We start from the raw sequence: 26,578 nt of genomic DNA, 5'->3' as shown, positions 1-26,578 counted from the left end.
GGTGTTAAAATTACAACAGCGTTTAATACGAGAGTTACAGCAAAATCGTCATGTGAAAATAGTGAAATCTACTGAATGGTGTATTCCGGTTCGCACGATTGAAGTGACATATGAGCCAATTCGTCGCTCAACGATGGATGTCCTAATGAAAATGCTATTAATTAGCATGCAGGAAGCAAATTTTCAAAATGTGCAGGAATTGAGTGAGCTATTATTAGTAGATCCACTGTTTATTGAGGACTTAGTTTCATTAATGTCTCGCGTGCGACTTATCGAACAAACGGATGGTTTCTATAGACTAACCTCTAAAGGGGAGCAACAATTGGAGCATGGCATTTTCGAGGAAGAGCTAGAGGTCGAAACGGCAACGCTATTATTTAGTCCATGTCACCAAGCGATTCTTCCTGTAGGAGAAGAGGCTATAGAGGAATATGATGAGTTACCTGAGCCATATCGTTATGTCGATAAGGACGCTGAGCAGCAAGAACATTTTGATGAGGAAATGATGCTTGCAGCTTTACAGCAGGAAGAGGAAGAATCTAGCTCACAAAAAATAGTAGCAACTATTGTTACTTCAGATGCGAAACAGATTAATGATATCCCCTGTTTAGAATTCGTTCTTTTTAATAAGGAGCAAAATATTGTATATGTCCGAGTATGGAATACATTGCTAAACCAATGGGATGAAAAGCTGGAACAGCAACTTACTGAAAAAGAGCAACTACAATGGCGTGAACAATATTTATAAATGACAGAACGAGCGGTGAAGCAATGGTGTGCTTACCGCTTGTTTTTTTGTGCTTAAAAACGATTAGTTATGGAGAGGATTTCGCGGAGTGAGCTAGTGATTCGGAGCGATGGGATGATTTTGCAGAGTGTAGGGCTGATTCCGCGAAGTAATGGGTTGATTCCGCGAAGCAGGGGTGTGATTCCGCGAATTGAGGAGGTAATTCCGTGGAGCGAGGTGTTGATTCCGCGAAGCAGGGGTGTGATTCCGCGGAACGAGGAGATAATTCCGCGGAGCGAGGTGTTGATTCCGCGAAGTGAGGGTGTGATTTCGCGGAGAGAGTGGTTGATTCCGCGGAGCGAGGTAGTGATTCCGCGAAGCAAGGAGGTAATCCTGCAATAGAAAAAAGAATCCTCTCTACGCCCACATGGTACAAGGGGACGTTGAGAGGATTCTTCGTTTTACTCTTTAACTCTAAATAGTATATAGATAGCCTTTATGGTAATAATTCCGCTTACATATTTACTCTGCCACCAACAACGAAGATACTAGATATGATTTCAGAATGTGTAATTATAAAACCTCAATATAATTTACATAAATCGAATGCCCAATTATTAGTGATAAAACAACTATAATCGTAATAATAATCACATTTCGAGGTCTAAAGTCTTGAGCTTGCATTTTCTACTCCTCCTTCATAATTTAGTGAATATTATGACAATTCAATATATGTTAAGGGAATAAGAGTATGCAGTTTTAAACGTACTTTTTATGTAAATATTCAATAGTTTTACTAGCAAATTTATATTGTATTAGAGATGAAAAAAACTTAAGCTACACCCCTCGCTATGCTTGGTGTGCGGCTTAAGTTATTAAAAATATCTTGCTAGGGTGAATTCAGAATTGTGTGAGTGACTGGCACTCTTAATCGAGTTTTAGTCCTTTTAAGGCTTCAGCCATTGCGTTGTTTACTGGTTCATCATTATTTTGTTGCTTTAAATATTTTTGAACTGAGCGTTTATCGACTTTACCGCCGCCTTCTTTTTTACGGCGCGCTTCAAATGCAGATAATTTTTCGCGATGCCCACATTTACATACAAAGATTTGCCCATCGCCTTCACCACGAAGCTCGAGTTTTTTCTTACATTGAGGGCAGCGAGCATTTGTCACACGTGCTACATTTTTGCGGTGACCACATTCACGGTCCTGACAAACAAGCATTTTGCCTTTTTTGCCGTTAACTTCAAGCATCGGTTTACCACAATCAGGGCAAGATTTAGTAGAAATATTATCGTGCTTATATTTTTTATCACTTGCCTTAATTTCAGAAACAATTTCCTTCGTATAATTTTTCATTTCGCTAATAAATACATCTTTTTTCAGTTTTCCATTGGCAATCGCTTCGAGCTTTTGCTCCCATTCAGCTGTAAGGGTAGGGGATTTTAACTCCTCTGGAACTAAATCAAGCAGTTGTCTGCCTTTTGAAGTGATGTAAATATCTTTAGCACCACGTTTTTCAATTAAAAATGAATTAAAGAGCTTTTCGATTATATCAGCGCGAGTTGCTACTGTACCTAAACCACCTGTAGATTTTAAAGTATCGGCTAATTTTTTATCGTTCGTCCCCATATATTTCGTCGGATTTTCCATCGCCGATAATAGCGTTGCCTCGTTAAAGCGGGCTGGTGGCTTCGTTTGGCCAGATGTTTGTGCGATCAGTTTAATCTGAAGTGTGTCGCCCTTGTCTATGCGCGGAAGGATTTGTTCTTGCAAATCATCTGTTGTATCCTCATCGTCAAAACGATTTTCATATACTTCCTTCCAGCCAGCTGATAGGATTGTTTTCCCGCGCGCGACAAAGCTTTCATCAGCGATTTTTGCACGTAATGTCAGTTGCTCATATTCAAAAGCAGGGAAAAGAACAGCTAAAAATCTTTTCACAACAAGGTCGTAAATTTTACGTTCCTTATCGGAGAATGCAGAAGAATTGACATAGCCTTCTGTCGGAATAATCGCATGGTGATCAGAAACTTTACTATCATCAACAAATGCCTTCGACGTTTTAATTGGTTTATTTAAAAGCTTATTTGCAAGTGGACGGTATTCACCAATACCACAAGCTTTTAAACGTTCTGGTAGAGTTGCAACAATGTCTTGTGAAATATAGCGAGAGTCTGTACGTGGATACGTTAATACTTTGTGCTGCTCATATAATTTTTGCATAATATTCAGCGTTTCTTTTGCAGAATAGCCAAAAATTTTATTCGCATCACGTTGCAACTCTGTTAAATCATATAAACCTGGAGCAAAAGTTTTCTTCGGTTTCTTTTCAATGTCAGTAACAGTTGCATTGTTTCTACCAAGCTTTTTAACGATAGCGTCAATTTTATCTTTATCAAAGCTACGACTATTACCCTTTGTATCTTGCCATGTCAGTTTTAAATGATCGTTAGTCTGAGCTTCAATACCGTAATAAGTTTGTGCTTTAAAATGCTTGATTTCATCTTCGCGCGCCGCAATAATTGCCACTGTTGGTGTTTGTACACGACCGCAGTTTAGCTGTGCATTAAAACGCGTTGTTAAAGCACGAGTAGCATTTAGTCCGATATACCAGTCTGCTTCTGAACGGGCAACAGCGGAAGCATATAAATTATCGTAGGCCTTGCCTGGTTTTAAGTTAGCAAACCCGTCTTTAATGGCTTTATCAGTTACAGAAGAAATCCATAAACGTTTAATCGGCTTATTTATCTTTACTTTATCAATAATCCAACGTGCTACGAGTTCACCTTCGCGGCCAGCATCAGTTGCCACAATGATTTCTCCTACATCACCGCGCGTCAGTTGGCTTTTTACCGCATTAAATTGTTTACCTGTTTGTTTAATAACTGTCAGTTTTAAGCGTTCAGGTAACATTGGTAAATCTTCTAAATTCCACGTTTTGTATTTCACGTCATAGCTTTCAGGGTCTGCTAATGTTACAAGATGACCTAGTGCCCATGTAACGATGTATTTATCCCCTTCAAGATAACCGTTTCCTTTTTTATTGCAGTTCAATACACGCGCAATATCGCGAGCTACTGATGGTTTTTCAGCTATTACTACACTTTTAGCCATAAATAACATCCTTTCGTAAATCCTTGTTTTTACTATATCATAGAGCATTATTATTATGCTAAAGAAGAAATCAGCGGTGTATACGAAGGGGGAATTGGACATTAACTTAATTTAAATTGTTTGAGTGCCTGGCACTTGTTACTGGAAACATGAGGATTTTCAACAAAAGAAGATATTCCTTACAGGTGCATCTAATTCGAAAGAAAAAGTAGGGGAATATACAAAATGATTAAGTGTCAGGCACTAAAAATATTCTGAATTTTATGAAAAAGACAGAAATAAACTCGGATTTTTTGAGTTTACTTCTGTCTGATTTTTTTAAAAATCGACTTTATTAATGATCTTAAACAATAGAAGTACTTGAAGATTTTCTCACGATAAGTTTTGGTTGAAGATTAATTTTGCGATATTCGCTTGGTCCGTTTCCTTCAACTCGTTCAATAACTAATTGTGTCCCCATATAACCAAAGTCATATGCGGGCTGTGAAGCTACTGTGAAGAAAGGGTCCAAATTTGAATAAGGCTCTAAGTCGTCGAAGCACACAACGGCAATATCTTCTGGCACTCGGATATTTTTGTTGCGCAGTGTTGTAATTGCGTTAATCGCTATAAAGTTATTAGCTGCGAAGATGGCAGTAGGTCGTTCTTCCTCAGGTAATAGCAGTAAACCATTGATAGTGTCCCATTCTTCTTCTTCTTGTTTATAATGTGTTTGGATAACCAAATTTTTATTAAAAGACAGATCATTTACTTTCAATGTGTCTACATACGTTTGATAACGCTCTTTGGATGTGGAAATATCTAACGGTGCATGAATAAGCGCAATCTTCTTATGTCCTCGATCAATTAAATGCTGAACTAACGCTCTTGTTCCCTCATGATTATTGCCCAATACCATATCGCATGGAAGATCATCTATCATCCTATCAATTAACGTAAAGGGAACTTTGTTTTTCACAAGCTTTTTTAAGTTTTTTTTAGACTGATTTCCAGTAGGCGCAATAATGACGCCGTCTACCATTTTCGAAATAAGAGCATCTATATAGCCACTTTCTTTTTCTGGATCTTCGTCAGTATTGCACAACATAAGCTGGTAGCCTAGTTGATTAGCCTTATCTGCTGCACCTCTAGCAACCTTTGTAAAGAAAGGGTTTGTAATATCAGGAATAACTAATGAAAGGAGCTTCGTTTTTTTAATATTTAAACTTCTGGCAGCGGAGTTGGGGATATAGTTTAATTCTTGAATAACAGCTTCTACTTTTTTTCTTGTTTTCTCGCTAATATTGCCTTTATTGTTAATAACTCTTGAAACAGTCATAGGAGAAACATTAGCTTTTTTTGCAATATCATATATTGTTGTCACCTATCGTACCTACCTTACATTGTTAATTTTTTTGTATTATTCCTACTGCTGGCGCAACGATTCTACGCAAAAAACATCTCGAATGAAGATACATTTTATTTCAAAATAAAGTCATCGTGATTACCATGTTGTGGTTTATTTTTACATAAATAATTCAAATATAATTGTACTTCTTCTAACTCTACACTTTCCAATTGTTGAATCCAATAGGGAAAGCGCTTTAAGTGAGCCAAAAATAAAATAATACAATTAGTTTTCCGTTTAAAGCTCCCCGATGTTCATCCACCATTTTTCTCAAGTCATTATAGCATGTGGTTTAAAAATCTACATCACCATCCCATTTTCTAACCTACTCAAAATTATAAGTTTTTTAACATTTGAGCTTGGTAAATGTAACATTCAAATACGTCAATGCATCTAATGAATAGCGTTCATTATCGCTATTCTACTTCACTAAGTATGAAATATTCTTATAAATACCATCTATTTACCTTGGTTTTGAATTTTGATTATTTTCAGAAATTAGTATTGACATGTAATTTTTTGTTTGTTATTTTTACGTTACCGGTAACATAAAAGTTAACAAAGGTGGTGTTGAATATGATAATCGATTCACATCAACATTTTTGGAAGTTATCAAGGAATGATTATAAATGGTTAACCGAAGATTTACTAGAGCTTTATCGTGATTATATGCCTAACGATTTATATCCAATTTTAAATGAACATCAAATTGAAAAAACAATAGTAGTCCAAGCGGCCCCTACAATCAATGAAACTTTATTTTTATTAGATTTATTTGAAGAGCATGAATGGATTGCAGGTGTGGTCGGCTGGTTAGATTTTACAGAATTAAACTTTAAGCAACATTTAGAGGAGTTGCTACAACATCCTGGTTTTGTAGGTGTGCGACCTATGTTACAAGATTTAGATGAGGATGATTGGATTTTAAGAAAAGATGTATTAAAGAACATTGAACTTCTTGTACAGTATGATGTTCCGCTAGATCTTTTAATAAAGCCAAGGCATTTTCCTTACATACTAGAATTATTAAAAACATTTCCTCAATTGAGAGTAGTAGTAAACCACATAGCTAAGCCAAATATTGCAAAGCAACAAATAGATGGCTGGAAAGAAGCTATGGGTGAAATTGCGATGTACCCGAATGTGATGTGTAAACTTTCAGGATTAGTGACAGAAGCAACTCATAAAAACTGGGCGATTGAAGAATTTCAGCCCTTTATCAACCATGTGGTAAACGTCTTTGGAACGAATCGAGTAATGTTTGGAAGTGATTGGCCTGTATGTAATTTATCAGGTACATACAACGATGTGCTGGCGATACTTATGGAAAACTTACCTACAAACTTACTTGGAAAAGATTTAGAAATGATATTTGGAGAAAATGCCAAGCGTTTTTATAAATTATAAGAGGGAGGGCGAAGGAATGGCAGAAATGGTGTATCAACAAGGGATAGCTTGCATTGTAATGGATGAAAAGGATAATGTAACAACCCTTTTAACGGATGTAAAAAAAGGTGAAAGTGTGATTTACACAAAAGGTAATCAAACATATGAATTAACTTTGCAACAAGATGTTAGCTTTGGACATAAAGTTGCGATTGCTCCTATCAATAAGGCTGAGGAAATTGTGAAGTACGGTGAAGTAATCGGAGCAGCAACTACTGCTATTCAGATAGGGGAGCATGTACATGTTCACAATATCGAGGGCATACGCGGACGCGGAGATAAAAGTGCAGGAGGTGTGAAATGATGACAGTTATTAAGGGCTATCGAAGAGACAATGGAAAATTTGGTATTCGAAATCATCTTTTAATTTTACCAACAGTTGTATGTGCAAATCAGGTTACTTCAAGAATTCAACAACAAGTTCCGGGGTCAGTAGCTATACCTCATCAACATGGATGTAGCCAAGTAGGTGCTGACAAAGAGAGAACACATAAAGTATTAGTTGGAATGGGGAAAAACCCGAATGTCGGTGCTGTATTAATTGTTAGCCTTGGCTGTGAAGTAATCAATGCACAAGACATAAAGCAAGAAATTGAAGAGACTGGTAAGCCAGTTGTTTGGATTGACATTCAAAATGAAGGTGGCTCTGTTAAAACGATCCAAAAAGGTGTGGAAGTAGCACAGGATCTTCTGAAAAAAATAGAAGATATTCCGTTAATAGATATTCCACTTTCAGAGCTAATTGTTGGTGTGAAATGTGGCGGCTCTGACGCTACGTCAGGATTATGTAGTAACCCTGCACTTGGTAGAGCAGCTGATACTATTTTGAATGCAGGTGGCACAATTGTCATGGGCGAGACTACAGAAATCATTGGTGCTGAGCATCTTGTTGCTGCAAAGGCAATCAATCAAGATGTACAACAAAAATTATATAAATGTGTTGAACAATTTGAACTTGAAGTAGAACGTATGGGTGTCGATATGCGTGGAGGAAATCCAAGCCCAGGCAATATTGCTGGGGGCTTATCGACGATTGAGGAAAAATCTTTAGGTTGTATCAGTAAAGCTGGAACAGCAATGCTTCAAGGGGTTGTAGACTTCGCTGAAGAAATTCCAGGCACAGGTTATTATTTCATGGATTCACCAGGGAATGATATTGAATGTGTAACAGGCATGGCAGCAGCGGGTGTTCATGTTGTTTGCTTTACAACAGGAAGAGGGACACCGACAGGAAATCCAATTATTCCTGTCATTAAAATAACAGGTAACGAAATTACTGGAAGACGAATGGCAGACAATATCGATGTAGATGTCAGCCCTGTTTTACAAGGGAAAGAAACGTTGGACGAATCAGGTAAACGCATTTTTGAATCGATTGTAAATGTAGCAAAAGGTCAGGAAACAAAAGCCGAGATTTTAGGCCATCAAGAATTTAGTATTAGCAGAATTGGTATTAGTCTATAACAAGTAAAGTTAGGAGAATAAATATGAAAAAACTTGAAAACCGTGTTGCTCTAGTAACAGGAGCAAGTAGGGGGATAGGGGCTGCTATCGCAGAAAGATTAGCAGAAGAAGGAGCCCATGTTGCCATTAACTATACATCTCAAAGTTCATTAGAAAAAGCCGAAATGTTAAAGGAACAAATAGAGAATCGTTTTAATGTCAGAGCGATGGTTGTAAAAGCGAATGTAGGTATTAAACAAGAAGTCGATCACATGATAGATGAAGTGGAGAAAACGCTTGGCAATGTAGATATATTAGTGAATAACGCTGGTATAGCGCCATTCGAGTCATTTATGAAGTTAACAGAAGAAACTTGGGATACGACGTATCAAACAAATGTAAAATCAATTTTCTTAACTTCACAACGGGTAGCTAAAAAAATGATTGAAAAACGGTACGGCAAAATCATTAATATTACATCTACAGCAAGCCTGCTTGTGACAAGTCCTGTTATTCCACATTATATTTCCTCCAAAGCGGCGGCTAGTCATTTAACTAAAGCTTTAGCGATTGAATTAGGTAAATATAATATTAATATCAATGCCGTCGGTCCAAGTACAGTAGCTACAGATATGTGTCAGGAATATCTCGAAGATCCAAGTATTTTAGAAAAAGAAATACAAGCCAACCCAATGAAAAGACTAGGGACTGAAAAGCAAATTGCTGATGCTGTCGTATTTTTAGCTTCTGAGGAAGCGATGCAAATAAACGGACATTTACTAATGGTAGATGGAGGACTTACTGTGAAAGCCGCACAGCCAGAAGACCATTTAGAACAAGAAAGGGAATTGTTGCTATGAGATTACAAGGTAAAGTAGCACTCATTACCGGGGGTGGTAGTGGTATTGGTCGTTCGACAGCCCTTCTTTTTGCAGCAGAGGGAGCCCACGTCATCATTAACGATGTTCACAAGGAAAATGGTGAAAGTACAGTAAAGGATATTCAACATAACGGAGGAAGCGCAACATTTTATCATGCAGATGTGACTATTCCTGAAGCTGTAAAAGAGATGGTTGAACATATTACAAAGCAATTCGAAAAAATTGATATCCTTTTTAATAATGTAGGCATTAGTAATGTTGGGCGGATAGATGAGGTAGAGCCAGACGTATGGGATAAAGTGATGAGCGTAAATGTAAAGGGAATCTATTTGCCAACAAAATATATTGTCCCTCACATGATGGAGCAAAAGAGTGGATGCATCATTAATATGTCTTCATGTGCTGCAGAAATAGGCTTGAAGCAACGCGCATTATATTCGGCAACTAAAGGAGCCATTTTATCGTTAACAAAGGCGATGCAGGTAGATTATGCACCTTACAATATACGAGTAAATGCTTTATTACCTGGAACAATTTTCACACCATTTGTAGAAAATTATTTAAAGAATGCATATGACAATCCACAAGCTGCCATCGCAAGTATTAAAACAAGACAGCTAAGTGGCGAATTAGGAAAACCTGAAGATGTTGCGAAAGCGGCCTTATTTTTAGCATCTGATGAGTCCAGTTTTATGATGGGTTCACCGCTTTACATAGATGGTGGTGTTGTCTTTGGGAAAAATGCGTAATATTACGAAATGACATGAGGAATGATTATGAAACTATTAACATTTGAAAAGCAGGGCAACTATCAATTAGGCGTTCAAACGACGCAAGGCATTATAGATATAGCCGCATCGATTAACAAAAATTCGAATTTTAATAACTTACCAGATGTAATGTCTTTATTTTCTTGTAATAAAGAAGAGATTGCAAAGCTTCAAAATTTTATTCAAGCAATAGAAGTAGAAGAAAGTGCAGTATTTGTAGATGACAGTCAAATTAGCTGGGGACCATGTGTTACAAAACCACATAAAATTATTTGCGTAGGTTTAAATTACCGTAAACATGCAGATGAAACGAATGCGCCATATCCAGAAGTGCCTATTTTATTTAATAAATTCGATAACACATTAACTGGACATCAAAGTGACATTCAAATTCCAAATGTAACAAAGCAACTTGATTATGAGGTAGAGCTTGGAATTGTTATTGGTGAAAAGATAAAAAATGTCAAAGAAGAAAATGCATTAGACCATGTTTTTGGTTATTGCACTGTAAATGATCTATCGGCGCGCGATTTGCAAATGAAAACACAACAATGGTTGTTAGGTAAAACGTGCGATAAGTTCAGTCCTGTTGGTCCTTACTTAGTGACAGCAGATGAAATAGAGAACCCTAATAATCTAGCATTAAAAACATATGTAAATGGAGAAATAAGACAAAACTCAAACACAGCAGATATGATTTTCAATTGTGCTGAAATTATTAGTTATATTTCCCGACATATGACATTAGAGCCTGGAGATATTATTTTAACAGGTACACCAGAAGGCGTAGTGTTCGGATATCCTGCAGAGCAGCAAGTGTATATTCAACCAGGGGATGAAGTAACTGTAGAAATCGAGAAATTAGGTTCTCTTACAAATTACTTCGTAGCAGAAGATTAAAGAAATGAGTGTGAATAACTATGCTAAAAGGGATTCCTCCAATTATTTCACCAGACTTAATGAAGGTATTAATGGAGATGGGACATGGAGATGAAATTGTGTTGGCGGACGGAAATTTTCCTGCTGCCAGCCATGCCCAACAGCTAATCCGTTGTGATGGACATACAATTCCAGAATTACTAGAAGCGATATTGGCATTCTTTCCTATCGATACGTATGTGGAACATCCCATTCAATTAATGGATGTTGTCCCAGGAGATCCAGTGGAACCAACGATTTGGAAAGAGTATGAGCAAATCGTTCAACATCAATCCGAATATCCAATTCCATTTGAATTTATGGAACGCTTTGAATTTTACGAGCGCACAAAAAAGGCTTTTGCCGTAGTAGCAACAAGCGAAAAAGCTCAGTACGCTAACATCATTTTAAAAAAAGGTGTCATCAAATAATCGGTATTTCGAGGATGAACATTAACTGCATGTTCACCGTAAACTCGATATGAATACAAGCGTATCGGGGATTTGGTCATTCTAATGTATCGGAGGAAAGCGAATTATGAATTCTGAAGTGTTAGTAGAAGAAACAAGAGCGAACTTACTGGAAAATGTTCATTCTGGTGTCGTTTGTGGTGTTAATGACAGCAAGGAGGCTATCTATCAAGTTGGTAATATCCAACATAATACATATTTCCGTTCTGCTGCAAAACCAATTCAAGCATTACCTGCATTTTTATCTAAAATTGATTTAAAGTATGGCTTAACTGATAGAGAAGCAGCGTTATTTACTGCTTCACATCGTGGAGAAACGTATCACATTGAAGCGCTAGAAACGATGAAAGAGAAATTAGCCATTAATGAGAATGAATTATTTTGTCCTTTTTCGTACCCTTTAAATGCGGAACCAAAAGAGGCAATGTTAAGACAACATATAGAGAAAAGACGACTTTTTCATAACTGCTCAGGAAAACATATGGGCTTTATTGCAACTTGTCGTGAAATGGGTTTTCCAACGGAGGGTTATTGGAATATAGATCATCCCCTACAACAGCTTATTTTGAAAACGCTATCTTATTTATCAGAAACACCGCTATCTGAAATTCATATCGGAATAGACGGCTGTGGTGTGCCTGTGTTTGCTATACCATTACACAATATGGCTATTACAAGTTTGAAATTAGCTTGTCCAGATTTAATTGAAGATTTGGAACTTAGAGAAGCAGTAGAGCGAATGACAACAATTATGAACAATGAATTCAACATGGTAGCGTCTGAAAACTTTATTTGCTCTGTATTATTGCAAGATCGAAATATTGTAGCAAAGGGCGGAGCAAAAGGCGTGTATTGCTTCGGCTTGAAAAAAGAACGTTTAGGTTTCGCTTTGAAAGTTTTAGATGGTTCAGAAGACGTTTGGCCAAATGTAATTGCTTCGATTTTAGAGCAAATAGACTATGAAAATAAAAAAACAATTGCTAATATTCGCTCCCTTAGACCAAGCATCATTAAAAGTGATGGGGGCATTGAAGTAGGATCAATCCATGAGGTATTTGCATTAACACCAAATACAAAATAAAAATTTGTTACAAAGGGGATGAAATTTATGAAGAAAAAGATGCTAGTTGTATTGATGGTTTTATTAGCTACTATACTTACAGCGTGTGGTGGTTCGAGTGATGCTAGTGATAATGCAGATGGTAAGGTAAAAATCAGATTGCTAACAAGAATGGCAGGGACAAGCAGTCAGGCACAAATCTACAAAGATATTATTAAAGAATTCGAGGCAAAGCATTCCGATGTAGTTGTTGTTGATGAATCTCAAGGTGATGAATCAGCATTTAACAATAAGCTGAAAACAGATCTTGCATCTGGCACTTTACCTAACATTTTTAGAGTTCAAGGTGTTGCAAATTTAAACGAGTATATTGAAAGTGGCTTACTTATGGATATGGACCCAGTTTTAAAGGATGATCCTGAATGGGGACAAAATTTCACAGAAGGTGCATTAAAATATTATCAAGTGCCAGGTCATGAGGGGACATATGGAATTCCAATGGAGTCTGGTTTAATTGGTGTTTATTATAATGAAGAACTACTTAAAAAAGCTGGTATTAATGAATTCCCTGAAACATGGAGTGAACTAACAGCAGCTGTTAAAAAGTTAAAAGGCATCGATGTAACACCTATTGCACTTGGTGCAAAGGCAACGTATATGGCAGGACATTTACACAACCAAATTTTTTATAAATGGATGGGGACAGAAGCAGCAAAGAAACTAGGTACTAGAGAATTAAAATGGACAGATTCAGAAGTTGTGAAAACACTTGAATATGTTGAAGACTTAAATAAGTTAGATGCATTTGGTAAAAGTGCTGCTGGTATAAGCGATGAAATTGCTGTGGCAGATTTCCTTGAAGGTAAGGCAGCGATGATTATTACCGGTCCGTGGAACATTGGTAAATTTACGAATCCTAGTGAGACAGAATACGCTGAAGCGATTAAACTTGCTAAATTCCCATACTTTGATGAAAAACCAGAGTTTAAAGATGAAGATATGCAAATTATTAGTCCATATATGGTGAATGGCAAACTTGAAGGAAAAGAAAAAGAATATACAATTGAACTACTAAAAATGCTTACTTCTGCTGAAGCAGCTAAACGATTTGCAGAGGAAGCACAGTTCTTAATTCCAAGATCAGATATCGCAATTGATAACTCGAAAGTATCTGATTTGTTCTTACACAATATTGAATTAGGTGCTACGTCAACAGGAATTGCAGTAGATGTGTTCGATTTTGATCCACTACCATCTATGCAAGATAGAACAAGAAACTCTATCGTAAGTATCTTAATCGGTGGTAAGCCTAAAGATGCAGCAAAAGAAATTCAAGATGAAATTGATAAATCTAAATAAGTAGTTTTTCCATAACGAATATTAAGGTGGAGCGGAAGGCGGCGACTCCAGTGGGAAATGCAAGCATCGAGCGTAGCGAGGGAAGCGGCTCGATGCTTACCCGCGGAATGTGTCCGCCTGTTGCATATGCGAATTAGATTGAAATTGATTAAGATTACAAAAAAATTAAGAAATGGAGGGGAATAGATGAATGTAAAAACAAATAGAGATAAGTCAAAAATTTTTCTATTTACTTTACCGGCCTTAGTAATCTATATTCTATTCCTTATTATACCTATGATAGGCGCCCTTTATTTTTCCGTTGTCAATTGGAATGGCATTAAAGGAGCACCATTAAATTTTGTAGGTTTAGAAAACTATCTAAATGTGTTTAAAGATAAAGACTTTCTTATTTCTTTAAAAAATATGTTTGGCATGGTATTTTTTAGCGTTTTATTCCATACACCAATCGCTTTATTATTAGCAGTTGCAATTAATACGAAATTTAGGGGACATCGATTCTTTAAAGTAATCTATTTTGTACCTACTATTTTTCCACTAACAGCTATTGGTCTACTTTGGTATTTTATCTTTATGCCGAATGGCTCTTTAAATAGCTTATTAGAATTTATTGGCCTAGCAGATTTAGCTAAAGGCTGGTTAATTGACTCATCTACTGCTATGGGTGCAATTATCTTTGTAAACATTTGGGCAGGTGTTGGATACTACATGGTAATCCTATTAGCGGGGTTAACAACGATACCAGAAGAAGTATATGAGGCGGCAGAGATGGATGGGGCTTCATCTGTACAAAAGTTCTTCCATATAACAGTTCCTATGCTAAAGCCAATTATTACTTTATGTATTTTAATGGATATTATTGGGACTGTAAAAGTATTTGATTTAATTTTTGTTATGACTGAGGGAGGGCCGAATGGTCTAACCAATCTGCCGACTACTTTAATGTATTATGAAGCTTTCAGATACAACAATTACGGCGTTGGTAGTGCATTAGGGGTCATCATTTTTGTTATTGCGCTCGTATTGACTATCGGTAGTGAAGCCATCATGAATAGGAAGGAGAAGAACCAATGAAAAAGAAAATAATATTATATGTTTTTGTAATAGCAATGGCTTTAATGTTTATTGAACCGATGTTATTTACATTAGTTTCTTCTCTTAAAGGAAATAAAGAAATATTTAGTTCACCCTTTAGTTTGCCTGAGGTTTTTAGATTTGAAAACTATGTAATTGCTTGGCAAGAAGCGAATATGAGTAGATATTTTTTAAATAGTATACTTATTTCAATGGCAACAGTTATTATCCTTGCGATTGTCTCTTCTATGGCGTCATTTACATTATCAAGATTTAACTTTAAAGTGAATAAATTTTTAGCTCTGTTTTTCCTATTAGGTATGATGATACCTATGCATACAGTTCTTGTACCAGTTTCATATATTATTGGAGCACTAGAATTGAAAAATAACTTAGTGGCATTAGTTCTACTGTATGTGGCGTTTTCTTTGTCATTTAGCATTTTAGTTTTGACACGGTTTATGAAAGGGATTAATGCCTCTTTAGAAGAAGCGGCACTTATGGATGGCGCAAGTTATTTCCAAATATATTTCAAAGTTATATTGCCGATGTCTGTTCCAGCAATATCGACTGTTTCTATTTTTAATTTTTTAGGCGCATGGAATAACATTCTGTTCCCACTTTTATTTATTAATGATGACCGCTTAAAACCAATTGCATTGGGTCTATTAAACTTTAGTGGTGAAAGAGGATCAGAATACGGGCCATTAATGGCTGCAATCGTCATCACGATATTAGTTCCTTTAGTCGTTTATCTTCTATTCCAAGAGAAAATTGAAAGTGGTCTTGCAGCAGGCTCAGTCAAAGAATAACAATGAAATAGAAATAGTGAATATTATTGGGGGTTATGAATATGAGCGAATTACGTTATAGGCAGGTACATTTAGATTTTCATACGAGTGAAGATATTCCTGATGTTGGAAAGGACTTTGTTGCAGAGGAGTTTGTTGAGACATTAAAAGAAGCGAATGTAAACTCGATTACTTGTTTTGCTAGATGTCATCACGGCTGGTTATATTACCCTTCACAGCATCGTCCAGACTTAATCCATCCGCATCTTGAAAATAAAAATCTTTTATTAGAACAAATAGAGGTTTGCCATAAAAATAATATTAAAGTTCCGATTTATACAACTGTGCAATGGGATGGATATATTAGTAAACATCATCCAGAATGGTTATCGATTGATGAAAACGGAGAATTCATTAACAGTCAGGGTGTTCCTGAACCACATTTTTACTATACAATTTGTTTAAATAGCGGCTATAGACAATATTTTAAAGACCATTTACAAGATATTATCGATACAGTGAAAAGCGAAAATATTGATGGCTTCTTTTTAGATATTTTATTTAAAGTTGATTGTAACTGTAAAAATTGTTTTGAACAAATGGAACGTAAAGGGTTAAACACAGAAAATAGAGTAGATAGAATCTATTATTCTACGCTGATGCTTGAGGAATTTAAAGAAGAGATTAGTGATTTTATTAGAACTAGAGTGCCGCATGCAGGTATTTTCTATAATAGCTCTCATATTGGTCCAGGCAATAAAAGTAGCTTAAACAATTATACACATTTGGAGCTAGAGTCTTTACCAAGTGGTGGATGGGGCTATGATCATTTCCCTGCAACAATGAGATATTCTCGTATTTTGGGTAAGGACATCATCGGTATGACGGGTAAGTTTCACACATATTGGGGTGATTTCCACTCATTGAAAAATAAAGCAGCTTTAGAATTTGAGTGCTTCAATATGCTTGCTTTAGGTGCAGGCTGTTCAATTGGAGATCAACTTCATCCAAATGGTAAATTATCGAAAGCTGCTTATGAATTAATTGGCAGTGTTTATGGAAAAGTGAAAGAAGTAGAAAAGTACTGTATGAATACAAAACCGGTTACAGAAATCGGGGTATTAACACCTGAAGAATTTTATACACCAGGAGATCATAATTTAGGTATCCATCCAGCATTAATCGGTGCAGTTAGAATGTTACAAGAGTTATCATATCAATTTAATATTATCGACAGTCAAATTGATTTTAATGACTATAAGTTAATTATTTTACCTGATGTGATTGACTATTCTCCTGAGTTACAGCAAAAGCTACAAGCTTACGCTAACAATGGCGGGAAAATTATTGGTACATTTGAATCTCTAATTAATAAAAATAGTAACGAAGAAGATTTATTTGGAAATGTGTACGTTGGTGAATCAAAGTATGACCGTGATTTTGTTTTACCGAATGATATAATTGGGAAAAAATTGCATAAAGAAGAGTATGTCATGTATTTAAAAGGTTTAGAAATGAAACCTGTACAGTCAGAGGTACTGATGCAGACAGTAAAACCTTATTTTAATAGAGAAGGCACTACGTTTTGTTCGCATCAACATGCCCCATCATCGCATACATTTGGACATGCTGCAGTGACAAAACGCCAAAATATCATTTACTTCTCACACCCTATTTTCAAACTATATCGAAAAAATGGCCTAGCTTGGTGTAAATGGATGATGAATGATGCGATTGATCATCTTCTTGAAAGAAAGCTCATTGCTCATAATGGTCCATCGACATTGCTGACATCATTAAATGAAGATAAAGAAACAGGGGCAAAGATTTTGCATGCACTTCATTATATAACTGAGAAACGCTCAGAGGATATTTATACGATTGAAGACATTATCCCACTTTATAACACAGAAATTAGAATGTTTGTTGGTGATACAAAGGTGACATCTGTCAAAAAACTGCCTGAATTATCAGAGGTAAGTTACAGTGTTGAAGGACAGTATATACAGTTTACTGTGGAAAAAATCGAAGGCCATTTAATGCTACATATCGATTAATGTTATGAAAAAACTATAAAAAAGGGAAATAATCTAAGAACAAAAAACTTAGATATTTTCCTTTTTAATATAGTTAAAGGCTCTTGCGGGTGTCATCGATTTTAAGAGAAGCTTTTCGAGCCGGCTCGAAACTTAATGACGATAAATGAAAGATGTGATGATAAATGGAATTTCATTTTGGGCAACGGAACAAGGATATCGTTGTTGTAAATCCTGTATTACAATCAGCTCATCAATCCATCCAAATTCCTAAATGGATGATTGAAAAACATAAATGCCACTGGTTAAGACATGAAACAGAGCAGGGCGGTCAGGATTATTTAATCATTGGATTGGGAAGCGATGAAACAGTCACTTTTGAGAGCTTACGAGAAGCAGCAGGAGAAGTAGCACGAGTGGCTAATGCCAGTGAAAATAATGACATTCAAGTATCATTTGATTTTTTAAATGCAATAAATCTCAATCATCTAGATGCTGTGACTGCTTTTGTAGAAGGTTGGATACTTGGGGCCTACCAGTTTCAAAAATACCGCAAAGAAAAAATAGTCGTAAAACCTTGTAATGTATATTTTCTATTAGAAGAAACAGAAGCTTTAAAAAATGCTATTACCGTTGGAATGTTACGTGCAAACAGCACTAATATAACGAGAGACTTATGTAATACAGATCCGATTGACCTTAACCCAGACACATTTACTGAAACGATTCGTCAGCATTTCGGTGAAAAAAATCTGTCCGTCAATATTTATAATACTGACGACTTGCAACAGCTCCAATTGAATGGGCTACTGGCAGTTGGAAGAGGCAGTCAATATTCATCTTATTTAGCAGAGATTAAGTACTGTACGAATGTTAATAAGCCACATATCGTGTTGATTGGTAAAGGTATGACTTATGATAGCGGTGGTATTAGCATTAAAACGGGTCTTAACATTAGCGATATGCGTATGGATATGGGCGGAGCAGGTGCTGTATTTGGTGCTATGGATTTAATCGCTTCAAAAAATGTAGATGTAAATGTCACCGCCCTGTTGCCGATTGCTGAAAACTTGCTTAATGAAAAAGCATTTTTACCAGGTGAAGTTATTCGTTTCGCAAATAATCTACATGTTCAAGTTGGCAATACAGATGCTGAAGGAAGACTTATTTTAGCTGATGCTCTATTATATTCTGAAAGGTTAAAGCCAGATGTAATTATTGATATCGCTACGTTAACGGGCTCAATTGGTGCAGCATTAGGCTTAAAATATGCAGGTGTATTCGGAGATGAGTCGATTACAGAATTAATGAAAAAGCTAGGCGGTCAAAATGGTGATTTTGTATGGCCGATGCCACTTATTGATCAATATGAGGAATCATTAGCGAGTGATTATGCAGATATTTGTAATATTAGCTCAGACAATCTAGCAGGCTCTATTACGGCTGCACTCTTTTTAAGAAAATTCGTCCCTAAAGGTACTAAATGGGGACATATTGATATGGCAGCACCTGTTCAATCGCCGAAAACGAGAGGCTATCATGTGCGCGGTGCATCAGGTTATGGCGTTCGATTATTGGCAGATTTTATAGAAAGCTATAGTAAACTAGAAAAAGGGAATGACTAAATATGGTTATTGAAGTGATTGCAATTTCTTTAACAGATGCGAAAGCGGCACAAAAAGCAGGAGCAGACAGAATTGAATTAGTCGCAGGTATAGTCGAGGGAGGATTAACACCGAGCTATGCAATGATTGAAAGTGTTTGCGGTGAATTAACGATTCCTGTAAATGTAATGATTCGTCCTCACAGCCGTTCATTCTTCTACGATCAAAACGATTTACAAATAATGTTAAAGGATATTCAAATATGTAAGCAGCTAGGTGCTAGTGGAATAGTTGTAGGTGCACTTACTGAAGAGCATGATATTGATGAACATACTTTAAAACAATTAATAGAAGCGGCGGATGGATTGGATATTACATTTCATCGAGCATTCGATGAAGTAAGAGACCAATCAAAGGCATTAAATACGTTAATGTCTTATAAGGAAATCTCACGAATTTTAACATCAGGTGGCAAAAATAAAGTACTTGATGCGGTTAGCGAAATTCAAGCTTTAGAACAACAGGCAAGCCAATCTCACATTCAAATAATGCCAGGTTCTGGTCTATCACCTAATACCCTTCCATCATTTTTGAATCAGGTCAACGTTTCAGAATTTCATTTTGGATCTGGTGTTCGGCATCAATCGAGCTTTGACCATTTTATAGACGAACATAAAATTAAAGAAATAAAGGATATAATTTTATACCGTGCATAGACACAGTGACCATTGGGGGAAATAAAATGCAGCAAAAAGAGTACCTAGTTGGGGTAGATATGGGTGGTACAAAAATTGCCATTGGATTATTAAGTGTTGATGGGAAAATCATGAAGGAAACTCGTATGGATACGAGAGGGCATGATGGTCCAGAGATTGTTGTTAATAGATTAGTAGAGGCGATTAATGCTCTTTCAGAAGGTTACGAGATAAAAGGTATAGGCGTCGGAGTGCCAGGGATAGTTGATACAGATAATGGAATTATTCACTATTGGTCTACTTTCAATTGGAATAACGTACCTTTAGGGCAGATGTTAAATGCACAGTTAGATAAGAAAATTACAGTAGTCAATGATGCGAGTGCAGCTACTTGGGGAGAATTTAACTTCGGTGCTGGTCGGCAATCAAAGAATATGCTTTTTATGACGATAAGCACAGGAATCGGTGGAGGCATTATTTTTGAACGACAATTGTTTACTGGCAGTAATATGTTAGCTGGTGAAATAGGGCATGTCACTGTTAATCCGAATGGCCCAACATGCAATTGTGGCAAATTGGGTTGTTTAGAAGCATATGCATCAGGAGTATCCATTCAACGACGTGCAATGGATGCAATTAAAAGTAGTACATCCATTTTGCTCGAAATGGAGAAGTATGAAAGAAGACCAATTGATACAAAAATGGTGTTTGCTGCATATGAGTCAGGAGACTTAGTTGCACAAGAAATTATTGAGCAAGCAGCTACATATGTAGGGATGGTTTTGGCGAATTTTATACAAACATTTAACCCGGACTGCATTGTATTAGGTGGCGGTGTTATGAAAACGAATTCCCGATTTATGGAGAAAATTGAGAAAGTGACTCAACACTATGTTCTTCCTTCCTATCGAAACACATATGAAATTAGACGTTCGCAATTGTTTGAAAATGCAGCATTAATAGGTGCGGCAAATTTAATTGTTTGAGTGCCTGTCACTTTTAAAAACCCACTTAGCTTCCGCGCACAGCACCTGTAAGCGCAGAAGTCTTCGTGGGTTTTTACTTGGATATATAAAAATTCAGAATTGTTTGAGTGCCTGTCACATAAAATCTAACTAGAGAGCATACAGTTAGTGTAGGAAATTTGCGGAAAAATGCTTCTGGGGAAAAGAAATGCTTCAGAATAGCGGAAGTACAGTATTCCACATGTGAATTCACATTTGATATTGTGTAGATTCATATTTTTTGTTAAAAACGAGTGGTTTATATGCTATTTAAAGTAAAAAAATTCTCGTTAATACTATTAAATTGTTTTATGGAACTGGACACCAATTTTTGAGAATGCTATATTAAAGGAGTCATAGTATTTTTATAATTAGGAAAATTAAGAGAATGTAAGTCCTAGTTATAAGGAACAAAGGGGTAAGTGTTATAAAGAAGGATGATAGGTGCTTATGGTAAAAAAAACGTTAAAACAAAGAATTGTTGACGCTTCTGTAGTGCTGTTTCAGCAAGATGGCTATCATAATGTAACTGTTGATCGCATTGTAGAATACATCGGTGCATCAAAAGGTGGATTTTATCATAATTTTAAATCGAAAGATGAATTGTTATATGAAGTTCATGATGTGTTTATTTCCTATGTTATTAAACAGTCACAGGAAGCTTATGACAAATATGATACGCCGATTAAACGCTTATGTGCAATGCTCCAAACACTGACACAAGTGTTTGATGTGTATCAAGCCCATATTACTGTGTTTTATGAAGAGAGCCGTTCGTTGTCAGAAGAATATAGTGCAATAATTCATAAAAAGCGGGACCAATATCGGGAAATATTACAAAAGGTGATTGAAGAAGGGCAGCAAACTAAGGATTTTCGTTCTGAATTACCTTGTACGATTGTAACAATGGCCATTGTGGGGATGATTAACTGGACATATATGTGGTTTAAACAAACCGGTCCATTGACAATGGAGGAAATTACAGAAGTATTTACGGATATGATATTACGAGCAATTGTTACAGAGCAAGCTATGGAAGAAGCAACTCAATTTATGGTAAAGGTGAAGCCAGAAGAAAATGCTGGTTTTATTAATCTTTAATACAGACCGACTAGTCGGTCCAGATTTGTGTAACTGTCGTCTGAAAGAAATCCGCTATGGCAAATTGGATATTAGGGGGAAATGGGAATGAACTTTGAACTAACGAAAGAGCAAGCGATGATTCGAGACATGGTACGTGATTTTGCAGAGAAAGAGATTAAACCTTACGCTCGTGAAGTCGACGAGACATCAACAATGAGAATAGAAAGCTTTGAAAAAATGGCAGAGCTAGGCTTATTGGGTATCCCGTTTCCTGAGGAATATGGTGGTTCTGGAGGAGATACGGTTTCCTATGCAATTGCTGTTGAGGAAATTGGGCGTGCTTGCGGTGGTACAGGTTTAAGCTATGCAGCAGCAGTGAGTTTAGGCGCGGCTCCAATTTATAACTTTGGAACGGAAGAGCAAAAGCGTGAATGGCTTGTACCTTTGGCAAAGGGAGAAACATTAGGTGCCTTCGGTTTAACGGAGCCAAATGCAGGATCTGATGCTGGCGGAACACGTACAACAGCGGTAGTTGACGGTGATGATTACATTATTAACGGTGAAAAATGCTGGATTACAAATGCAGGCCATGCACGCCAAATTATTGTTACTGCAGTAACAGGCAAACGTGAAGATGGCAAAAAAATCATCTCATCAATTATTGTGCCAACAAATACACCTGGTGTCACAATCAATTGTAATTACGACAAAATGGGTGTGCGTGGTTCCAATACATGTGAAATCATTTTGCAAAATGTTCGCGTTCCAAAAACGAATTTATTAGGGGACGAAAAACGTGGATTTAGCCAATTTTTAAATACGTTAGATGGTGGACGTATTTCCATAGCAGCTTTATCAGTCGGCATTGCACAGTCTGCTTATGAAAAAGCATTAAAGTTTGCGAACGAACGAGAGCAATTTGGAGCACCAATTTCCAAGTTACAAGCAATACAGTTTAAATTAGCAGATATGGCAATGGAAATAGAGCTTGCTCGTACACTAGTACATAAAGCAGCATGGCTTAAAGACCAGAAAAAACCATTTGCTAAGGAAGCTGCTATGGCGAAATTATTCGCATCTGAGATGGGCTTCCGAACTTGCAATCAAGCCATTCAAATTCATGGTGGCTCAGGTTATATGAAGGAATATGATGTAGAGCGTCATTTACGTGACATTAAATTAATGGAAATCGGTGAAGGTACATCTGAAATTCAACGTCTCGTTATTTCTCGTCTAATTGGCTGTTAAAAACATTATATAGCATATTTAAGGGGGATTTTCATGGCAGAACTTGTGTATCAAACAATTGGTCAATTGCTCGATGAACAGTCTAAAAAATATCCTAAAAATGAAGCGCTAGTGTATGCAGATAGAGACTTACGTATGACTTATGAGGAGTTAAATCATCAAAGTCGTTTAGTTGCGAGAGGATTAATGGCCCTTGGTATTGAAAAGGGAGATCATATCGCAGTGTGGACGACAAATGTTCCTGAATGGGTACAGTTACAGTTTGGCACAGGAAAGATGGGGGCGCCAATCGTTACTGTAAACACAAATTATCGTGCGCATGAATTGGAATATTTACTAAGACAATCCGATGCTAAAACGATAATTTTAATCGAAAATTATCGAGACCATTCTTTTATGAATACACTCCAAGAAATTTGCCCGGAGCTTGAAAATTGTGAACCTGGTAAATTGCAATCGGAGCGACTACCTCTATTGAAAAATGTTATTTTAATCGGCGAAACAAAATATCCGGGAGTACTTAACTGGTCTGATGTACTAGCAGCTGCTGAGCAAGTTACAGAGCAACAATTAGATCAAATACAGGCCTCACTCCATTATGATGATGTCATTAATATTCAATATACTTCTGGAACAACAGGGTTTCCTAAAGGGGTTATGTTAACACATTATAACTTAGTCAATAATGCGGTTAACATCGCGGAATGTATGAGCTTAACGTCGATAGATCGCTTATGTATTCCAGTGCCTTTCTTCCATTGCTTTGGCTGTGTCATCGGTACATTAGCTATTACTACAAGTGGTGGAACAATGGTACCTGTGCAAGAATTCTCCCCTGTGGAAGTGTTACGAACAGTAGAAAAAGAGAAGTGTACTGCATTACACGGAGTACCAACTATGTTTATAAGCGAGTTGAATTTACACAATTTTGCGTCATACGACTTATCGACATTACGTACTGGCGTAATGGCAGGTTCTAACTGTCCTATTGAAGTCATGAAAGCTGTGATTGAGAAAATGGGTATGACTGACGTAACAATTTGTTATGGTCAAACGGAATCTTCTCCTGTCATTACACAAACGAGAGCAAATGATCCATTCCATCTAAAAGTAGAGACTGTAGGTAGAGCATTACCGAATCTAGAAGTTAAAATTGTCGTTCCTGGTACAGATGTAGAGGCTGAAACAAATGAGCAAGGCGAGCTATGTACAAGAGGCTACCATGTGATGAAAGGTTACTATAACAATCCTGAGGAAACACAACTGGCAATCGATCACGATGGCTGGCTTCATACCGGTGATTTGGCAACGATGGATGAAGAAGGTTATGTGAGAGTAACAGGCCGATTGAAGGACATGATTATTCGCGGTGGTGAAAATTTATATCCACGTGAAATTGAAGAGTTTTTATATACATTTCCAAAAATCGCAGATGTACAGGTAGCGGGTGTCCCTGATCCTAAGTACGGTGAAGAAGCCGCAGCATGGATTATATTGCGAGAAGGGGAACAGGCGACAGAAGAGGAAATTCGAGCTTTTTGCCGAGATAAAATTTCTAAACATAAAATTCCGCGACATATTTTCTTTATCGATGGCTACCCAATGACTGCTTCAGGAAAAGTGCAGAAGTTTAAACTACGCGAAGATTTTGTGGCAGCAGTGAAGGTGAATTAGGGAGGGGGCAAGACAATGTTCAAGAAAGTATTAATTGCAAATCGTGGTGAAATTGCTAGACGTATTATTCGCACATGTAAGCGACTTAATATTCAAACGGTCGCGGTATATTCTGAGGCGGATGCTGAAAGTTTACATGTCAAAGATGCTGACGAGGCATACTGCGTTGGTAAGCCGCCTGTTGTTCAAAGCTATTTAAATATTGAGCGGATTCTTGAAATTGCAAAAGAAAGCGGGGCTGACGCTGTCCATCCGGGATATGGCTTGCTTTCAGAAAACGCTGATTTTGCAAAACGTTGTACGGAGGCTGGCCTAGTATTTATTGGACCTAGTGCTACAGTGATCGCGTCCATGGGCAGTAAATTAGAAGCACGAAAGACGATGAAATCTGCAGGAGTACCGATTGTTGAAGGGGTTGAAGCGCCTATCAAAGATGTTTCAGAAGCAGTTGAAATCGCTTCTCGTTTAGGTTATCCAATTATGCTAAAAGCCTCTGCTGGAGGTGGTGGCATCGGCATGCAACTTGTGTCAGATGCTGAGGAGTTAGAGAAAGCATTTGAAGGTAATCAGAAACGTGCACAATCATTTTTTGGTGATGGCACGATGTACATGGAACGATTCATAGCCAATCCACATCATGTCGAAGTACAGATTATCGCGGATTATGAGGGCAATGTAGTTCCGTTATTTGAACGAGAATGTTCAATTCAACGACGCAATCAAAAAGTGGTGGAAGAGGCACCGTCTCCATTTATTTCTGAGGAAACGCGAGCGCGAATGCTAGAAGCTTCTGTGCAAGCGGTGAAGCATATCGGTTATGTAAACGCAGGAACGATTGAGTATTTAGTAGATGCAGAGCAAAACTTCTATTTTTTAGAGATGAACACGCGCTTACAAGTAGAGCATCCAGTAACGGAAGAAATAACGAAATTGGATCTTGTAGAAGAACAATTGAAAGTAGCAGCGAGACAGCCATTAAGCTTTACACGCGACAGCATTGACAAACAGGGGCATGCCATTGAGGTACGAATTTATGCAGAAAACCCTACAACGTTTTTCCCGTCTCCAGGCAAAATTACAGATCTTGTATTGCCAACAGGTGAGGGTATTCGACATGAATGTGGTGTAGAAGCGGGTTCAACTGTGACACCTTTCTATGATCCAATGATTAGTAAATTAGTAGTGTGGGGAGAAACGCGAGCAATTGCGTGTGAGCGCCTTATACAAGCATTGAAAGAATATAAAATTGAAGGCATTCAAACAAATATACCGATGCTTTTGAAAACGGTAACCCATGAGCAATTTTTAAAAGGGCATACAACAACGAAATTTGTCGAGGAATTTTATTTACCACAATTAACAGAAACAAAATAAGGATAAGTTCATATTATGGACATTCGTAGCAACGAGCTTATAAACAAATGGCTCGTGATTACTAACAGATGTTTTCATACTGAGGAGCTTATGCAAAGCATGTGCGAGTATGCATGCGTTACAAAGTGAAAATATGTGTGTTGATTTGAGTGATATGTTTGTCACTTGAAACAAATACACCTAACTATTTGGAGGGATTTATATGGCAACAGTAAAAGCGAGCATGGCGGGAACAGTATGGAAAATCGTAGTGGCAGAAGGCGATAAAGTGACAGCAGGGCAAGACGTAGCAATTTTAGAGTCAATGAAAATGGAGATTCCGATTGCTGCAGAAGAGGACGGCGTAGTAACAAAAATTATTGCGAACGAAGGCGATTTCATTAACGTTGACGATGATATTTTAGAAATTGAATAGGG

General features: G+C 37.1%; 24 protein-coding genes. 22 read left to right on the top strand and 2 right to left on the bottom strand.

Features of this window, described 5'->3' with window-relative positions:
- Position 1 precedes the first annotated feature (1 nt).
- Both NSQ74_RS01165 and NSQ74_RS01160 read left to right on the top strand, forming a co-directional pair.
- Positions 2-748, top strand: coding sequence for a hypothetical protein (locus tag NSQ74_RS01165; RefSeq protein WP_340821109.1), 747 nt, complete (start codon positions 2-4; stop codon positions 746-748).
- Positions 749-844: 96 nt separating this feature from the next.
- Positions 845-1,129: a hypothetical protein gene (locus NSQ74_RS01160; RefSeq protein ID WP_340821108.1), complete on the top strand. Its 285-nt coding sequence runs from the start codon at positions 845-847 to the stop codon at positions 1,127-1,129.
- Between the two features lie 525 nt (positions 1,130-1,654).
- On the opposite strand, the gene NSQ74_RS01155 is transcribed toward NSQ74_RS01160, so the two are convergent.
- Positions 1,655-3,844 carry a DNA topoisomerase III gene (locus NSQ74_RS01155; protein ID WP_340821107.1) on the bottom strand — a complete coding sequence of 730 codons (2,190 nt, stop codon included), beginning with the start codon at positions 3,842-3,844 and terminating at the stop codon, positions 1,655-1,657.
- Positions 3,845-4,187: 343 nt separating this feature from the next.
- A complete protein-coding gene (locus tag NSQ74_RS01150; protein ID WP_340821106.1) occupies positions 4,188-5,207 on the bottom strand; it encodes a LacI family DNA-binding transcriptional regulator in 1,020 nt (339 codons plus the stop codon).
- 600 nt (positions 5,208-5,807) lie between these two features.
- Here NSQ74_RS01150 and NSQ74_RS01145 point away from each other — a divergent pair.
- The 20 genes from NSQ74_RS01145 (at position 5,808) to NSQ74_RS01050 (ending at position 26,576) form a co-directional block, all read left to right on the top strand.
- A complete protein-coding gene (locus NSQ74_RS01145; RefSeq protein ID WP_340821105.1) occupies positions 5,808-6,638 on the top strand; it encodes an amidohydrolase family protein in 831 nt (276 codons plus the stop codon).
- A gap of 16 nt (positions 6,639-6,654) precedes the next feature.
- Positions 6,655-6,981, top strand: a complete 327-nt coding sequence (locus tag NSQ74_RS01140; RefSeq protein ID WP_340821104.1) for a UxaA family hydrolase — start codon at positions 6,655-6,657, stop codon at positions 6,979-6,981.
- On the top strand, positions 6,981-8,141 hold the full coding sequence (locus tag NSQ74_RS01135) for a UxaA family hydrolase (RefSeq protein ID WP_340826373.1): 1,161 nt from the start codon (positions 6,981-6,983) through the stop codon (positions 8,139-8,141). Before NSQ74_RS01140 ends, NSQ74_RS01135 begins: the two co-directional genes overlap by 1 nt.
- A gap of 23 nt (positions 8,142-8,164) precedes the next feature.
- Entirely contained in the window at positions 8,165-8,980 is an 816-nt protein-coding gene (locus tag NSQ74_RS01130; RefSeq protein WP_340821103.1) for an SDR family NAD(P)-dependent oxidoreductase, read from the top strand.
- A complete protein-coding gene (locus tag NSQ74_RS01125; RefSeq protein ID WP_340821102.1) occupies positions 8,977-9,750 on the top strand; it encodes an SDR family NAD(P)-dependent oxidoreductase in 774 nt (257 codons plus the stop codon). The genes NSQ74_RS01130 and NSQ74_RS01125 overlap by 4 nt, the downstream gene beginning before the upstream one ends.
- Positions 9,751-9,777: 27 nt before the next feature.
- On the top strand, positions 9,778-10,671 hold the full coding sequence (locus NSQ74_RS01120; RefSeq protein ID WP_340821101.1) for a fumarylacetoacetate hydrolase family protein: 894 nt from the start codon (positions 9,778-9,780) through the stop codon (positions 10,669-10,671).
- Positions 10,672-10,691: 20 nt separating this feature from the next.
- On the top strand, positions 10,692-11,120 hold the full coding sequence (gene fucU, locus NSQ74_RS01115; RefSeq protein ID WP_340821100.1) for an L-fucose mutarotase: 429 nt from the start codon (positions 10,692-10,694) through the stop codon (positions 11,118-11,120).
- Between the two features lie 106 nt (positions 11,121-11,226).
- A complete protein-coding gene (locus NSQ74_RS01110) occupies positions 11,227-12,240 on the top strand; it encodes an asparaginase (RefSeq protein WP_340821099.1) in 1,014 nt (337 codons plus the stop codon).
- A gap of 27 nt (positions 12,241-12,267) precedes the next feature.
- Positions 12,268-13,578, top strand: a complete 1,311-nt coding sequence (locus NSQ74_RS01105) for an ABC transporter substrate-binding protein (RefSeq protein WP_340821098.1) — start codon at positions 12,268-12,270, stop codon at positions 13,576-13,578.
- 186 nt (positions 13,579-13,764) lie between these two features.
- The gene (locus tag NSQ74_RS01100; protein ID WP_340821097.1) at positions 13,765-14,652 is read left to right on the top strand and encodes a carbohydrate ABC transporter permease; all 888 of its coding nucleotides are present in this window, start codon (positions 13,765-13,767) and stop codon (positions 14,650-14,652) included.
- On the top strand, positions 14,649-15,464 hold the full coding sequence (locus NSQ74_RS01095) for a carbohydrate ABC transporter permease (protein ID WP_340821096.1): 816 nt from the start codon (positions 14,649-14,651) through the stop codon (positions 15,462-15,464). The genes NSQ74_RS01100 and NSQ74_RS01095 overlap by 4 nt, the downstream gene beginning before the upstream one ends.
- Before the next feature lie 41 nt (positions 15,465-15,505).
- On the top strand, positions 15,506-17,500 hold the full coding sequence (locus NSQ74_RS01090; RefSeq protein WP_340821095.1) for an alpha-amylase family protein: 1,995 nt from the start codon (positions 15,506-15,508) through the stop codon (positions 17,498-17,500).
- A 164-nt stretch (positions 17,501-17,664) separates the two neighbouring features.
- Positions 17,665-19,104 carry a leucyl aminopeptidase family protein gene (locus NSQ74_RS01085; RefSeq protein WP_340821094.1) on the top strand — a complete coding sequence of 480 codons (1,440 nt, stop codon included), beginning with the start codon at positions 17,665-17,667 and terminating at the stop codon, positions 19,102-19,104.
- Between the two features lie 2 nt (positions 19,105-19,106).
- Positions 19,107-19,799, top strand: a complete 693-nt coding sequence (locus NSQ74_RS01080) for a copper homeostasis protein CutC (RefSeq protein WP_340821093.1) — start codon at positions 19,107-19,109, stop codon at positions 19,797-19,799.
- 26 nt (positions 19,800-19,825) lie between these two features.
- Positions 19,826-20,764, top strand: a complete 939-nt coding sequence (locus NSQ74_RS01075; protein WP_340821092.1) for an ROK family protein — start codon at positions 19,826-19,828, stop codon at positions 20,762-20,764.
- 468 nt (positions 20,765-21,232) lie between these two features.
- The gene (locus NSQ74_RS01070) at positions 21,233-21,883 is read left to right on the top strand and encodes a TetR/AcrR family transcriptional regulator (RefSeq protein WP_340821091.1); all 651 of its coding nucleotides are present in this window, start codon (positions 21,233-21,235) and stop codon (positions 21,881-21,883) included.
- An 87-nt stretch (positions 21,884-21,970) separates the two neighbouring features.
- A complete protein-coding gene (locus NSQ74_RS01065) occupies positions 21,971-23,113 on the top strand; it encodes an acyl-CoA dehydrogenase (protein WP_340821090.1) in 1,143 nt (380 codons plus the stop codon).
- 33 nt (positions 23,114-23,146) lie between these two features.
- Positions 23,147-24,787: an AMP-binding protein gene (locus NSQ74_RS01060; protein ID WP_340821089.1), complete on the top strand. Its 1,641-nt coding sequence runs from the start codon at positions 23,147-23,149 to the stop codon at positions 24,785-24,787.
- Between the two features lie 15 nt (positions 24,788-24,802).
- Positions 24,803-26,161: an acetyl-CoA carboxylase biotin carboxylase subunit gene (locus NSQ74_RS01055; RefSeq protein WP_340821088.1), complete on the top strand. Its 1,359-nt coding sequence runs from the start codon at positions 24,803-24,805 to the stop codon at positions 26,159-26,161.
- Positions 26,162-26,363: 202 nt separating this feature from the next.
- On the top strand, positions 26,364-26,576 hold the full coding sequence (locus tag NSQ74_RS01050; protein WP_139860471.1) for an acetyl-CoA carboxylase biotin carboxyl carrier protein subunit: 213 nt from the start codon (positions 26,364-26,366) through the stop codon (positions 26,574-26,576).
- The last annotated feature ends 2 nt before the right edge of the window (positions 26,577-26,578 follow it).

This window comes from Lysinibacillus sp. FSL W8-0992, assembly GCF_038008685.1.
GTDB lineage: Bacteria > Bacillota > Bacilli > Bacillales_A > Planococcaceae > Lysinibacillus.
This window is presented reverse-complemented; position numbering and strand designations above follow the sequence as displayed.